This window comes from Pseudonocardia sp. OZ21, assembly GCF_059359135.1.
In genome coordinates this window covers 450,337-464,012 of the sequence record NZ_JCADBN010000004.1, presented here as the reverse complement: position 1 = coordinate 464,012, position 13,676 = coordinate 450,337, and the positions used below count along the sequence as shown (strand labels likewise).

13 protein-coding genes are annotated in these 13,676 nt (G+C 72.1%); 5 read left to right on the top strand and 8 right to left on the bottom strand.

Annotation, left to right across the window (positions count from 1 at the left end; all coding sequences use genetic code 11):
• The first annotated feature begins 5 nt into the window (after window positions 1-5).
• Window positions 6-1,217 (top strand): tyrosine-type recombinase/integrase, encoded by a 1,212-nt coding sequence (locus tag AC5L35_RS12090; RefSeq protein WP_495059670.1) that lies wholly within the window; start codon window positions 6-8, stop codon window positions 1,215-1,217.
• 22 nt (window positions 1,218-1,239) lie between these two features.
• Here the strand turns inward: AC5L35_RS12090 and AC5L35_RS12085 are convergent, their stop codons facing one another.
• On the bottom strand, window positions 1,240-1,368 hold the full coding sequence (locus tag AC5L35_RS12085) for a hypothetical protein (RefSeq protein WP_495059669.1): 129 nt from the start codon (window positions 1,366-1,368) through the stop codon (window positions 1,240-1,242).
• A 455-nt stretch (window positions 1,369-1,823) separates the two neighbouring features.
• Between AC5L35_RS12085 and AC5L35_RS12080 the strand changes: the two genes are divergently transcribed.
• The 3 genes from AC5L35_RS12080 to AC5L35_RS12070 are packed head-to-tail and all read left to right on the top strand — an operon-like array spanning window position 1,824 to window position 3,041.
• Window positions 1,824-1,991: a hypothetical protein gene (locus AC5L35_RS12080; RefSeq protein ID WP_495059668.1), complete on the top strand. Its 168-nt coding sequence runs from the start codon at window positions 1,824-1,826 to the stop codon at window positions 1,989-1,991.
• 55 nt (window positions 1,992-2,046) lie between these two features.
• Window positions 2,047-2,403 carry an ArsR/SmtB family transcription factor gene (locus tag AC5L35_RS12075; RefSeq protein WP_495059667.1) on the top strand — a complete coding sequence of 119 codons (357 nt, stop codon included), beginning with the start codon at window positions 2,047-2,049 and terminating at the stop codon, window positions 2,401-2,403.
• Entirely contained in the window at window positions 2,400-3,041 is a 642-nt protein-coding gene (locus AC5L35_RS12070) for an SRPBCC family protein (RefSeq protein ID WP_495059666.1), read from the top strand. Before AC5L35_RS12075 ends, AC5L35_RS12070 begins: the two co-directional genes overlap by 4 nt.
• Before the next feature lie 10 nt (window positions 3,042-3,051).
• Here the strand turns inward: AC5L35_RS12070 and AC5L35_RS12065 are convergent, their stop codons facing one another.
• The 7 genes from AC5L35_RS12065 to AC5L35_RS12035 form a co-directional block, all read right to left on the bottom strand.
• Window positions 3,052-4,098: a ferrochelatase gene (locus tag AC5L35_RS12065; RefSeq protein WP_495059665.1), complete on the bottom strand. Its 1,047-nt coding sequence runs from the start codon at window positions 4,096-4,098 to the stop codon at window positions 3,052-3,054.
• A gap of 7 nt (window positions 4,099-4,105) precedes the next feature.
• Window positions 4,106-4,894, bottom strand: a complete 789-nt coding sequence (fabI, locus tag AC5L35_RS12060) for an enoyl-ACP reductase FabI (RefSeq protein WP_495059664.1) — start codon at window positions 4,892-4,894, stop codon at window positions 4,106-4,108.
• A 31-nt stretch (window positions 4,895-4,925) separates the two neighbouring features.
• The gene (gene fabG / locus AC5L35_RS12055; RefSeq protein WP_495059663.1) at window positions 4,926-5,636 is read right to left on the bottom strand and encodes a 3-oxoacyl-ACP reductase FabG; all 711 of its coding nucleotides are present in this window, start codon (window positions 5,634-5,636) and stop codon (window positions 4,926-4,928) included.
• A gap of 215 nt (window positions 5,637-5,851) precedes the next feature.
• Entirely contained in the window at window positions 5,852-6,838 is a 987-nt protein-coding gene (locus AC5L35_RS12050; RefSeq protein ID WP_495059662.1) for a VWA domain-containing protein, read from the bottom strand.
• Window positions 6,839-7,840 carry a DUF58 domain-containing protein gene (locus AC5L35_RS12045; protein WP_495059846.1) on the bottom strand — a complete coding sequence of 334 codons (1,002 nt, stop codon included), beginning with the start codon at window positions 7,838-7,840 and terminating at the stop codon, window positions 6,839-6,841.
• A gap of 2 nt (window positions 7,841-7,842) precedes the next feature.
• Entirely contained in the window at window positions 7,843-8,892 is a 1,050-nt protein-coding gene (locus tag AC5L35_RS12040) for an AAA family ATPase (protein ID WP_495059661.1), read from the bottom strand.
• A gap of 183 nt (window positions 8,893-9,075) precedes the next feature.
• Window positions 9,076-10,428 (bottom strand): NlpC/P60 family protein, encoded by a 1,353-nt coding sequence (locus AC5L35_RS12035; RefSeq protein WP_495059660.1) that lies wholly within the window; start codon window positions 10,426-10,428, stop codon window positions 9,076-9,078.
• Window positions 10,429-10,764: 336 nt separating this feature from the next.
• Between AC5L35_RS12035 and AC5L35_RS12030 the strand changes: the two genes are divergently transcribed.
• Window positions 10,765-13,593, top strand: a complete 2,829-nt coding sequence (locus AC5L35_RS12030; protein WP_495059659.1) for an aconitate hydratase — start codon at window positions 10,765-10,767, stop codon at window positions 13,591-13,593.
• Window positions 13,594-13,676: the final 83 nt, after the last annotated feature.

Below are 13,676 nucleotides of genomic sequence, written 5' to 3'. Positions count from 1 at the left end.
CGATCATGGCAGCGTCCGAGCCGTTGGCCGTCCTGGAGGCGCTGGCCGACCACCGCTCTGCTGCCGCACCCGCAGTCACGGCCTCGGGCGTCTCGGACTGGCCTGGCGTCGCCGACCCCGAAGGGCTGCGCGCCCAGCTGATCGACTGGCTCGGGCAGTACGCCAACGGCGGCACCCGCCGCACCTACGCCTACGCGCTGGGTCTGCCGATCGCCTGGGTCGACGCCATCGGCGGAGCGAGAGCGGAGGGCTCCGGCCGTGGCGCCCCACCGCCCGCCCCGGCCGGACCGCTGCACGACCTCGCCTGGTTCCGGTGGTGCGCCCGCCAGACCCTCGACCCCCGCGACGCAACAGCGCGTCACGTCAAGGCCTGGTTGCACGCCCTCGACGCCGCCGGCGCGCAGCGGCGCACACGCCAGCGGATGCTCTCCACGCTCTCGGCGCTCTACGGGCACCTCGCCGAGACCGGCGTCGTCGCGGCGAACCCGGCAGCGCTCAACCGGGCCCGGCTGGGCTTGTCGTCCACCGCCCGGGACGCCTCACCGACCGTGCGGCTCACAGCCGAGCAGCTCAAGGCACTGCTCGTCGCCGCGGCCCGCCTGCCCTACTCGCGCAGCCCACGGCTCGCCCGGCTCTACGCCTTGCGCGCGGTGGCCATGGTGGCACTGCTGACGCTGGGACTGCGGATCTCGGAGGTGGTCGGCCTCGACCGCGGCGATCTCTACCGGACGGGCGGCGACGACGTGCTCCGCGTGCTCGGGAAGGGCGGCCTGCACCGCGAGGTCTACCTCACCGATCTCGTTCGTGACGCGCTGGTGGCCTACCTCGCCGAGCGCGACCGCCTGAGCGACTCGGCCACGCCGGCACGCCGGGGCCGCACGGGCGCGGACAGCACACCGATGCTCGCCACCCGCGGCGGCGGCCGCTGCTCACGCGTGGACCTCTACACGCTGCTGCGGCGCATCGCGGCCCACGCAGGGCCGGCGCTGGACGGCCTCGCCGACCGCGTGCACCCGCACGCCCTGCGGCACGCCTACGTGACGATCGCCCTCGAGCAGGACGCCCGGATCCAGCACGTCCAGGCCGACGTCGGACACGCCACGATCGCCACCACCCAGCACTACGACCGGGGCCGACGCTCCCGGGCGAGCACGGCGGCCGACCTGGTGGCTGCGGCGATCGCGGCCGCGCCGGCCCCGGCCGACCCCCTCCCCTGACCCACTCCCCCATGGCCCCCGGTCAGCTCTCCGGGAGCAGGCGCGTCACCATCGCGTCGATCAGTACGTCGAGCCGGTGGGGCGCGAGCAGATCCGGGACGGTGAGGTCGTCGATGATCAGTCCCAGCATCGCCAGGTAGAGCAGGACCACCGCCGTGCGGTCGCCCGGCAGGCCCGGGTCCGCCTCATCACCTGACCCAGCAGTTCGGCATCGCATCCACCCTCGACGGATTCATCGCCGGGCCGGACGGGAGCGACCCCACCGGCCCCGACGGCTTCTGGCCCGTCCCCCAGGACTACATCGAGCACCTCGCCACCGAGCTCCCGGAGATCCTGCCCGGGCCGGCCAGGGCCGCGTTGTCGGTCACCGCGGAGGGCAGCATTTCGACACGGCGAAGGTCACCGAAGCTACGAGATCGGGCTGACGGCCGGGATCGCCGACGCCTACCCGCACCTGCGCCACCTCGTGTTCTCCCGGACCCTCACGGCGAGCGCGGACCCGCACGTCGAACTGGTCGCCGCCGACCCGAGGGCGGTGGTCCGGGGCTGAAGCGGGAGGACGGCAAGGACATCTGGCTGCTGGGCGGGAGCGAGCTCGCGGGAGCGTTGTACCCGGAGATCGACCGGCTGATCGTCAAGCTCGGCCCGCGGACCATCGGCTCAGGCATACCGCTCTTCTCCAGGGAGACCGCGTTCGACCCGCGCACCTGGCAGATGACCGACCACACCGTCCTGACGAGCGGGGCGGCGTTCCTGACCTACGCGCGCCGCTGAGCCAGCCCGAATGCCGGCCATTGCTTATATAAGGGAGTGCTGCTACTTTCCTGCTGTGCACGCCTTCGACGTTCTCGGGGACCCGGTTCGCCGGCGGATCCTGGAGCTGCTCGCCGGCGGCGAGATGACCTCCGGAGCGGTGTGCGCAGCGATCCAGGAGGAGTTCGGCATCTCCCAGCCCGCCGTCTCCCAGCACCTGCGGGTACTGCGCGACAACGGGTTCGCCACCGTCCGCCCCGAGGGCACGCGCCGGCTCTACAGCGTGCGACCCGAGCCGCTGCGTGACGTCGACACCTGGCTCGACCACTTCCGGCGCTTCTGGACTCCCCATCTGGACGCGCTGGCCACCGAACTGGCCCGCGGACGGCGCGAGCGCCGGCTCCGCGAGTCCGACGAGAGGACCGACCCATGATCGACGTGACCCACCAGATCAACTCCGTGCAGCGCACGGTCGGCACCCGCACGCTCGAGGCGGGTGAGGCCCGCGTCATGACCATCAGCCGGACCTACACCGCCGACATCGACGACCTGTGGGACACCTGCACCAACCCGGGGCGCATCCCGCGGTGGTTCCTCCCGGTGTCCGGGGACCTCCGCGTCGGCGGGCGCTACCAGCTGGACGGCAACGCAGGCGGCACCGTGGAGCGCTGCGACCCCCCGCACGCCTTCGCCGCGACCTGGGAGTTCGGCGGCGAGGTGAGCTGGATCGAGGTCCGGCTCACCGAGGTCGCCGACGGGCGCACCCGGTTCGAGCTCGAGCACGTCGCCCACGTCGACGACGAACGCTGGACCGAGTACGGCCCCGGCGCGGTCGGGGTGGGCTGGGACCTGGCCGTCATCGGGCTCGGACTGCACGTGTCGTCGGGTCAGCCGGTCGACCCGGCGGCGGTCGAGGTCTGGTCCGGCTCGGACGAGGGCAGACAGTTCATCACGTCGTCCAGCGACCTGTGGTGCGATGCGGCGGTGGCGGCAGGCACCGACCCCGCAGCTGCCCGCGCCGCGGCCGACCGCACCACGTCCTTCTACACCGCAGTGCCCGACCAGGCCTGAGGCTTCTCGTTCACTCCGGACGTGCCGGACGCCGGGCCGGCATGCAGCAGTCCACCGCACACGGCATCCCGTTGACCGTGCACCCGGCCCCCGTCACGTCCCCCAGGTGCCGCGGGGCCGACTCGTGGAGATGCTCGGCGATCAGCTCCACCACCATGTCGGCGAACCGCGGGTCAGGACCGGCCGTCGACGCCCGGGCGAAGCCCATACCCAGCTCGGCAGCGCGTTCCTTCGCCTCCGTGTCGAGGTCCCAGACCACCTCGACGTGGTCGGACACGAACCCCACCGGGCTCACGACCACCGCAGGGACGCCTCGGGCGTGCAGCGCGTCGATGTGGTCGACGATGTCGGGCTCCAACCACGGCACCTGCGGTGGTCCCGACCGCGACTGCCACACGACGTCGTACTCCGCAACTCCCAGATCCTCCGCTACCAGCCGCGCCGCCTCGGCCACCTGCCGCGAGTAGCGGTGGCCGCCCTCGTCGGGCGGGCCCGCGGCGGCATCGGCTGCGGTCGGCACCGAGTGGGCGGTGAACACGAGCCGCGCGCTGTCACGGACGTCGGCAGGAAGCCGGGCGGCGGCCGCGCGCACGGCGTCGGCGTTGGCGGCGATGAAGTCCGGGTGGTTGAAGAAGTGGCGCAGCTTCACCAGCTGCGGCGCCTCGTCCCCCACCGCCTTCCGCGCCCGTGCGATGTCCTCCTGGTACTGCCGGCACGCCGAGTACCCGCCGTACGCGCTGGTGGCGAACACGAGCGCGCGGCGCACCCCGTCGCGCGTCATCTCGGCGACGGTGTCCTCGACCAGCGGGTGCCAGTTGCGGTTGCCGAAGTACACGGGCAGGTCCGTGCGCTCGCGGATCGCGGCGATCAGCTCACGGTTGCGCGCATTCAGCGGGCTTACGCCACCGAAGTGCTGGTAGTGCTCCTCCACGGCGTCGAGCCGCTCCGGAGGTACGCCGCGGCCGCGGACCACCCTCTCCAGGAAGGGCCGCACCTCGTCGGGCCCTTCGGGCCCGCCGAAGCTCAGCACCAGCAGAGCGTCCGCCTGTTCTCGCACGGTCTGATTAGACACCGATCGCGTGGAACCCGCCGTCCGCCCACACCATCGAGCCGGTGGTGACCGGCAACCAGTCCGAGAACAGCGCGCACACCGTCTTCGCGACGGGCACCGGGTCGTTGACGTCCCAGCCGAGCGGCGCACGCCCGTCCCAGGCGTCCTCGAAGGCGGCGAAGCCCGGGATGGACTTCGCGGCCATCGTCCTGACCGGTCCGGCGGCGACGAGGTTGACCCGGATGCCCTTCGGCCCGAGGTCACGCGCCAGGTACCGGGTGACCGACTCCAACGTGGACTTGGCCACGCCCATCCAGTCGTAGGCCGGCCAGGCCTGCCGGTTGTCGAAGTCCATGCCGACGATCGAGCTGCCCGGCCCGAGCAGCGGCAGCACAGCCGTGGACAGCGACTTGAACGAGTAGGCGCTGACCTGGATCGTCGTGGCCACGTCCTCCCACGGCGCGTTCAGGAACGCGTTCTCACCGAGGCACGACGCCGGTGCGAAACCGATCGAGTGCAGCACGCCGTCGAGCTTGGGCTCGTCCTGCCCGGTGGCGGTGAGGTGCGGCGAGACCCGCTCGACGAGGCTGTCGAGCTGGGACTGGTCCGACACGTCCAGCTCCACGACCGCGGCCGGCTTCGGCAGCCGCTGCGCGATCCGCTCCACCAGCCGCATCCGTCCGAAGCCGGTGAGCACCACGTCCGCGCCCTGTTCCTGGGCGATCTTCGCAGCGTGGAACGCCAACGAAGCGTCCGTGATCACACCGGTGACGAGCAGGCGCTTGCCATCGAGCAGTCCCATGTGAGCCTTTCCGTGTTCCGGGAGCGAGTGACTAGTGGCCCATGCCGAGGCCGCCGTCGACCGGGATCACCGCGCCGGTGATGTACCCGGCGGCCTCCGAGCCCAGCCAGGCGACCGTGTCGGCCACCTCCTCGGGGCTCGCGTACCGACCCAGCGGCACCTGCGTGAGGATCTCGGCGCGCCGCGCGTCGGACAGGGCGCGGGTCATGTCGGTGTCGACGAAGCCGGGGGCCACGACGTTGGCCGTGATACCGCGCGAGCCCAGCTCACGCGCCACGGAGCGGGCCAGCCCGACGAGGCCTGCCTTGGAGGCCGCGTAGTTGACCTGGCCGGCCGAGCCGCTGAGGCCGACCACGCTGGAGACGAACACCATGCGGCCGCTCCTCGCCTTGAGCATCCCGCGGGAGGCGCGCTTCGCGACCCGGTAGGCAGCGGTGAGATTGGCGTCGACGACCCGGGTGAACGACTCCTCGCTCATCCGCATGAGCAGGCCGTCGTCGTTGATCCCGGCGTTCGAGACCAGCACCTGCACCGGCCCGTGCTTGTCCTCGACCTCACTGAACGCCGCGTCCACGGCGGCGGTGTCGGTGACGTCGCACTGCACCGGCAACAGCTCGCCGGGCAGGCCCTCCACAGGGCTGCGGTGCGTCACAGCCACCTGGTCGCCCTGCGCCGCGAACGCCTTCGCGATCGCGAGCCCGATACCGCGGTTGCCTCCGGTCACCAGCACGCTGCGTCCCACGCCGCCACCCTATGGGCCGCCGCCCGGCCCGCGGAAACCGGGCGACTCGGGAGCGCAATCCGGGCGACTCGCGCGGACAGAACGGGCGACTCGCGGGACCACAAGGGGCGACTCGCGGGGCAGCGCAGCCCCCCGCGAGTCGCCCGTTTCGTGCGCGCGAGTCGCCCGTTTCGTGCGCGCGAGTCGCCCGGTTCCTGCGCGCGAGTCGCCCGGGTTTAGGGGAAGCGGCGGCCCAGGGCCAGGCCGCTGCCCACCCCCACCACGAGCAGGAGGGCACCGCCCGCGAGCCACGGCCTGCTCGTGTCGACGCGCCGCACCTCGTAGCCGATCTGCTCGCCGAGCTCGGCGTACACCTGTCGCAGCTCGTCCTCGGTGGCTGCGGTGAAGAACTGGCCGCCGGAGAGCTCGGCGATCTGGCGCATCGACGCGTCGTCCACCGCGACCGGCGTGCGCTCCCCCGGGTTGATCTCGATCGAGCCGTAGTCGGTGCCGAAGGAGATCGTGGAGACGGGAATGCCGGCGGCAGCGGCCGCGCGGGCCGCCGTGAACGAGCCGCGGGGCTCCTCCTCCGGCATCACGCCGCCCGGGACGGTCTGCTTGCCGTCACTCATCAACACGATCCGGGCGGGTGGCGGCCCCTCGGCGGCGGCCCCGGCGATCGCCTGAGAGAACGTCTCCACCGACTGCATCGCGGCGAAGATCGCCTCGCCGGTGGCGGTCGACTCCGACAGCTTCAGCCCGTCCACCGCACGCTTGATCGGCTCGCGGTCGACGGTGGGCGAGACGAGCACCGCGGCCGTACCCGCGAACGACACCAGTCCCAGGTTGATCCCGGGGGTGAGCTGGTCGGCGAACGCCTTGGCCGCGGCCTGTGCCGCGGCCAGCCTGCTCGGCTCGACGTCGGTGGCCTGCATCGACAGCGAGACGTCGATGACGAGGACGACCGTGGCCCGGTTGCGGGGCACCCGCGCCTCCGCCTGCGGCCCGGCCAGCGCGATGGTCAGCACGGCGAGGGCCGCGATCAGCGCCGCCGCCGGAACGTGCCGGTACCAGTTGGGTCTGTCGGGAGCCACCCGGTCGAGCAGCTCCAGGTTCGTGAACCGGACGACGTCGCGACGGCGCCTGCGCAGCAACAGCACGTACCCGGCCGCCATGGCGGCGACCACGGCGAGCAGCAGCAGCCACCAGGGGTTGGTGAACATCTACCGCCCACCCCCCGACCAGGCGCGCTTGCGGGCCAGGACGAACCGCACGATGTCGGAGATCCAGTCGGAGTCGGTGCGCAGCGTGAGGTGCGCGGCGCCGCAGCGGCGCAGGGTGGCGGCCACGCGATCCCGGTGCTCTGCTGCGGCGGCGGCGAACTCCCGGCGCAGCAGCGGGCTGGTGACGACCTCGCGCTGACGACCGGTCTCGGGATCGGCCAGCACCACGGTGCCGACGTCGGGCAGTTCCAGCTCACGCGGGTCGAGCACCTCGACGGCCAGGAGGTCGTGCCGGTTCGACAGCGCGCGCAGGGAGCGTTCCCACTCGGGTTCGCCGAGGAAGTCGGAGATGACGACGGCCAGCCCCCGGCGCCGGGGTGGGCGGCGTAGCTGCTCGATCGCGGCGGTGAGGTCGCCGCGGGTGCCGTCGGGTGCCCGGGGGGTCAGGGCGACACGGCGCAACAGCCCGCGGGCGTGCGCGAGGCCGCCCCGAGCCGGGATGCGGACGGTCTGCTCCCCGGTGGAGACGAGAGCGCCGATCCGGTTGCCCCCACCGCGGGTGAGATGGGTGACGGCGGCGAGGGCCGCGATCGCGAGGTCACGCTTCTCGCACGACGCGGTGCCGAAGTCGAGGCTCGGCGACAGGTCGAGCACGACCCACGTCTCCAGCTCCCGGTCGGCCACGGTCTCCCGGACGTGCGGCTGCGTGGTCCGTGCGGTGACGGCCCAGTCCATGCGGCGGACGTCGTCGCCGGGCTGGTAGGCCCGCGCCTCCCCCGGCTCGCTGCCGGGCCCGGGAACGAGGCCGAGGTGGTTGCCCTGCAACAGCCCGTCGAGCCGGCCCCGCACGGTGAGCTCCAGCGTCCGCAACGCCGCCTCGACCCGTCCGTCGCGGAACGACGGCGGCGCGGCAGGCGCGGGACGCCGCCCAGGTTCAGGAAAGCCACTTTCCTGAACCGGCGGGGCCGGAAGGTGGCCTTCCTCAACCCCGGGCGTCGGGATGGTCACGTCGAGCTGCCCGCCGCCGTGTAGGGCGCCGCGGCGGCCGGGTCGTGCTGTGGGCGGGCGGTGACCTGCGGCAGCGGAACGGTGGCGAGCACCCGGGAGATGATGTGGTCCATGGGCACGCCGTCGGCGACGGCGTCGTAGGACAGCACGAGCCGGTGGCGCAGCACGTCGGGCGCGACGTCGAGGATGTCCTGCGGGAGCACGTAGTCGCGGCCGCGCACCAGCGCGAGTGCCCGCGCGGCGGCGACGATGCCGAGGGTGGCTCGCGGTGAGGCGCCGTAGGACACCCAGCCCGCGATGTCGGTGAGCCCGTGGTCGGCGGGCGTGCGGGTGGCGACCACGAGCCGCACGACGTAGTCGACGAGCGCGTGGTGGACGAACACCCGGGACGCCACGGCCTGCAGCCGCAGGAGCTCGCCCGGGTCGATCACCTGCTGCGCGACGGGCGGCTCGGCGCCCATCCGGTAGACGATCTCCCGCTCCTCCTCCACGCCCGGGTACTCGACGATGATCTTGAAGAGGAAACGGTCGCGCTGCGCCTCCGGCAACGGGTAGACGCCCTCGTTCTCGATCGGGTTCTGGGTGGCCAGCACGAGGAACGGCTCGGGCATCGGGAACGTCTTGCCCCCGATCGAGAGGTGCCGCTCGGCCATCACCTCGAGCATGGCCGACTGCACCTTCGCCGGCGCGCGGTTGATCTCGTCGGCGAGCACGAAGTTGGCCACGACCGGCCCCAGTTCGACGTCGAACTCCTCGCGACCCTGGCGGTAGATCCGGGTGCCGAGGATGTCGGCGGGCACGAGGTCCGGGGTGAACTGCAGGCGCGAGAACGAGCCGCCGACGACCTTCGCGACGGTCTCGACCGCAAGGGTCTTCGCGACGCCGGGCACGCCTTCGAGCAGCAGGTGACCCTTGGCCAGCAGCCCGACGAGCATCCGCTCGACAAGCCGGTCCTGGCCGACGATCACACGCTTGATCTCGAAGACGACCCGCTCGAGCCGCTCACCCTCGTGGGCCGGGCTGGGGACGGACTCCTGCACAGTCACCGCGCCATCCCACCCTGCCGAGCGTGAGACGCCGGTGAACCCGGCGCGGGGCATGACCTTCGTTTTCAGGGCAGTCGGCCCGGAGGGCCGTCGATGTCAATGTTTGATGCACTTTTCGTTGGCGTCAATGTTTCATTGACACCAGAAGGGGACACCTGCTCTGACCTCCGACGATCACCCCGTTCACAGCACCCGGGTCGCCTGCGGCACGAGGCCCTTCGTCCGCAGCGGCACCACCCGGACCCGCGCGCCCGTGTAGGGAGCTTCGACCATCTGCCCGTTGCCGATGTAGAGCGCGACGTGGTGGATGGGCGCTCCCCCGTTCTTGTAGAACACCATGTCGCCGGGGCGGAGGTCGGAGATCGGCACCTTGCGGCCGGCGTTGTACTGGTTGCGACTCACCCGGGGCAGCGACACGCCCACGCCGTTGAACGCGAAGAGCATCAGGCCCGAGCAGTCGAAGCCCACGCGGTTGAGCGGTGAGCCGAGGCCGTCGGGAATCCCCGTGCTCGGACCACGGCCGTTGCCGCCACCCCAGACGTACTGCCTGCCGAGCTGCGACAGCGCGCGGTCGATCACCCGCCGCACGGCCGCACTCCCCCTGCGGGGTGCGTCGTCATGGCCGCCCAGCCTGGACTCGGCCGCCTCCCGCGCGGCCCGTTCCCTGGCGGCCTGCTCCTGCGCCAACCGGCGCTGCCAGTCGTCGAACCGGGCGCGCTGCTGGCGCAGTCCGGCGTCGGCCGACTCGGCGGCGTCGAGGCGGCGCTGCACCTCGGCCCGCTCCGCGGCGACGGCCGCGAGCTGCTCGGCCTGCGCGCGCGCCGCCGACTCGGCGGCGGCGACAGCCGCATCGGCAGCCAACTTCGCGGTGTTCGCCTCGGCCTCGCGGGCGCGCGCGTCCTCCAGCGCGGCACGGGCCGCGGAGTCCGCGTTGGCCTTCTCGACGCGGGCGCGCTCCAGCCCGTCCTGCGCGGTGATCTGGGCCCGGGCGATCAGGTCGTTGGCCTCGGCCCGCGCGACGAGGTCCTCGGGACTGGTGGCGTCGGTGAGCAGCCCGAGCGGACCGATGTCCAGACCCCGCTGGTAGGTGGCGGTGACGAACTCGTCGAGACGGGCGCGCGCCTCGTCGATCGCGACGGAGGCGGCCCGGGTCGCGATCCTGGCCGCGACGGCCCGCTGGGCGGCCGCGGCCGCCGCGTCCTGAGCCGCCTGCAGATCGACGAGTGCGGCCTCGGCCGTCTCACGCTGTGCGGCCAGCGCGGCCTGCAGATCGTCGGTCCGGCTGTCGAGCTCCGCGAGCCGGGCCGACAGGCGTCCGACCTCGCCCGCCCGCTGGTTCACGTCGGTGCGACTGCGCTGCAGGTCGTCGTCACTCGGGTTCGGCGGTGGCGGCGGCGGCTGGGCGCCCGCGGTGGACGTGGTCCCGCCCAGCAGCGCGACCAGCACCACCAGCACGAGCCCGTGGCGGCGCCATGCCGGGAGCCCGCTCCCCCGGTCCCGCCCCGACGACGACCGCGGCCCGCCTCGATACCGCACGCGCCGCCTCCGTCCCCTCGTGATCTCCAGGAGCGAGCGCACTGTGGCACCCGGACGGCGGGCGGCCAGGGAGCCACACGCGTATCAGGACGAACATTGACCACACGGGTGAAAGGGACATGCCGAGCCGTGACCGACGAGCCGGATCGAGATCGCTCGTCACCCGGTGGGAGGACCCCTCCCCCGGCTCGACCATGTAGCAGGACAAGCGTACTGTTTTGACTGGACGGGGTCGCTGCGCCGGGGACGCGCCGGTGCACCAGACTCCGAAAAAACCTCATCTCAGCGACATTCGAGCGGCATCCCAGCGCCCACCACCGCCAGGAGGACAACGACGTGGCCAGCACGGACAGCTTCGGAGCGAGAGGAACGATCCAGGCGGGCGGGGGCGAGCACGAGATCTACCGGCTCTCGGCCGTCGAGGGCGCCGAGCGCCTACCGTTCAGCCTCAAGGTGCTCCTGGAGAACCTCCTGCGCACCGAGGACGGCGCGAACGTCACCGCGGAGCACGTGCGTGCGCTGGCGAACTGGGATCCCGCAGCAGAGCCGGACACCGAGATCCAGTTCACCCCCGCCCGCGTGGTCATGCAGGACTTCACCGGCGTCCCCTGCGTGGTCGACCTGGCCACCATGCGCGAGGCCGTCACAGAGCTGGGCGGTGACCCCGCCAAGGTCAACCCGCTCGCGCCCGCCGAGCTGGTGATCGACCACTCCGTGATCATCGACGTCTTCGGCCGCCCGGACGCGTTCGAGCGCAACGTCGACTTCGAGTACCAGCGCAACAAGGAGCGCTACCAGTTCCTGCGCTGGGGCCAGGGCGCGTTCGACGAGTTCAAGGTCGTCCCGCCGGGCACCGGCATCGTGCACCAGGTCAACATCGAACACCTGGCCCGCGTGGTCATGACCAGGAACGGCCAGGCCTACCCCGACACCCTCGTCGGCACCGACTCCCACACCACGATGGTCAACGGCCTCGGCGTGCTGGGCTGGGGCGTCGGCGGCATCGAGGCCGAGGCGGCCATGCTCGGCCAGCCCGTCTCGATGCTCATCCCCCGCGTGGTCGGGTTCAAGCTCACCGGTGAGATCCCGGCGGGCGCCACCGCCACCGACGTCGTGCTGACGATCACCGAGATGCTGCGCCGCCACGGCGTGGTGGGCAAGTTCGTCGAGTTCTACGGCGAGGGCGTCGGCGCGGTGCCGCTGGCCAACCGCGCCACGATCGGGAACATGAGCCCGGAGTTCGGCTCCACCGCGGCGATCTTCCCCATCGACGACGAGACCGTGCGCTACCTCAAGCTCACCGGCCGCTCCGCCGAGCAGATCGAGCTCGTCGAGGCCTACGCCAAGGAGCAGGGGCTCTGGCACGACCCGTCCCGCGAGTTCGTCTACTCCGAGACCCTCGAGCTCGACCTCTCGACGGTCGTCCCGTCGATCGCCGGCCCGAAGCGCCCGCAGGACCGCATCGCGCTCTCGGAGTCGAAGGAGGCCTTCCGCGAGGCGCTGGTCGACTACGCGGGCGCCCCCGACCAGCGCGACCCCGACGACGCCGCCGGCACCCCCTCCTCCGTGGACGAGGCAGGCGAGGAGAGCTTCCCGGCCAGCGACCCGGCGTCGCCCAGCAGCGGCAACGGAGACGGCGCACCGCGCACCGCGGTGTCCGCGGCCACCGGCGCGACCGGCCGCACGACCAAGCCGACCCGCGTGGCACCGGCCGACGGAGCGTCGTTCGAGATCGACCACGGAGCCGTGGTGATCGCCTCGATCACCTCCTGCACCAACACCTCCAACCCCTCGGTGATGCTGGGCGCAGCCCTCCTCGCCAAGAACGCCGTCGACAAGGGCCTCGCGGTCAAGCCGTGGGTGAAGACGTCGATGGCGCCGGGCTCGAAGGTCGTCACCGACTACTACGAGAAGGCCGGCCTCTGGCCGTACCTGGAGAAGCTGGGCTACCACCTCGTCGGCTACGGCTGCACCACCTGCATCGGCAACTCCGGGCCGCTGGCCGAGGAGATCTCCGCCGCCGTCAACGAGGCCGACCTCGCGGTCGTCTCGGTGCTCTCGGGCAACCGCAACTTCGAGGGCCGGATCAACCCCGACGTCAAGATGAACTACCTGGCCTCGCCGCCGCTGGTCATCGCGTACGCCCTGGCCGGCACGATGGACTTCGACTTCGAGAACCAGCCCCTCGGCCAGGACACCAGCGGAAACGACGTCTTCCTCCGCGACCTCTGGCCCTCGGCCCAGGACGTCCAGGCCACCATCGACAGCGCCATCAGCCAGGAGATGTTCACCAAGGACTACGCGGACGTCTTCGCCGGTGACGAGCGCTGGCGCTCGCTCCCGACCCCGGAGGGCAGCACCTTCGCCTGGGACCCGGAGTCGACCTACGTCCGCAAGCCCCCGTACTTCGAGGGCATGCAGCCCGAGCCGTCGCCGGTGCAGGACATCGCGGGCGCGCGGGTGCTGGCACTGCTGGGAGACTCCGTGACCACCGACCACATCTCGCCCGCCGGTTCCATCAAGGAGGACACCCCTGCCGGGCAGTACCTGCGCGGGCACGGCGTGGAGAAGAAGGACTTCAACTCCTACGGCTCCCGCCGCGGCAACCACGAGGTCATGATCCGCGGGACCTTCGCCAACATCCGGCTGCGCAACCAACTGCTGGACGGGGTGAGCGGCGGGTACACCCGCGACTTCACGCAGGAGGGTGGCCCGCAGGCATTCATCTACGACGCCGCCGAGAACTACGCCGCGCAGGGCACTCCCCTCGTGGTGCTGGGCGGCAAGGAGTACGGCTCGGGTTCGTCGCGTGACTGGGCGGCCAAGGGCACCGCGCTCCTCGGCGTCACGGCCGTGATCGTGGAGAGCTACGAGCGGATCCACCGGTCGAACCTCATCGGCATGGGCGTGCTGCCGCTGCAGTTCCCGCAGGGCGAGTCGGCCGCGTCGCTCGGCCTGGACGGCACCGAGACGTTCGACGTCTCCGGCGTCACCGCGCTGAACGACGGCCCGACGCCGCGCACCGTGCACGTCACGGCCACCAAGGAGAGCGGCGAGAAGGTGGAGTTCGACGCCACCGTCCGCATCGACACCCCCGGCGAGGCCGACTACTACCGCAACGGCGGGATCATGCAGTACGTCCTGCGCGGAATGCTCCGCAACTAGTCCCACTCCCCCTCGACGGCGGGCGCCCGGTTTCCGGGTCGCCCGCCGTCGTCGTCGCTGCGTGCGGTGATGTCGTCGATAGA

What these genes read in the sequence shown, in the direction of transcription:
- AC5L35_RS12090 (WP_495059670.1), top strand. Translation starts at nt 6, where the DNA reads ATGGCAGCGTCCGAGCCGTTGGCCGTCCTGGAGGCGCTGGCCGACCAC.
- AC5L35_RS12070 (WP_495059666.1), top strand. Translation starts at nt 2,400, where the DNA reads ATGATCGACGTGACCCACCAGATCAACTCCGTGCAGCGCACGGTCGGC.
- fabI (WP_495059664.1), bottom strand. Translation starts at nt 4,894, where the DNA reads ATGGGACTGCTCGATGGCAAGCGCCTGCTCGTCACCGGTGTGATCACG.
- AC5L35_RS12050 (WP_495059662.1), bottom strand. Translation starts at nt 6,838, where the DNA reads ATGTTCACCAACCCCTGGTGGCTGCTGCTGCTCGCCGTGGTCGCCGCC.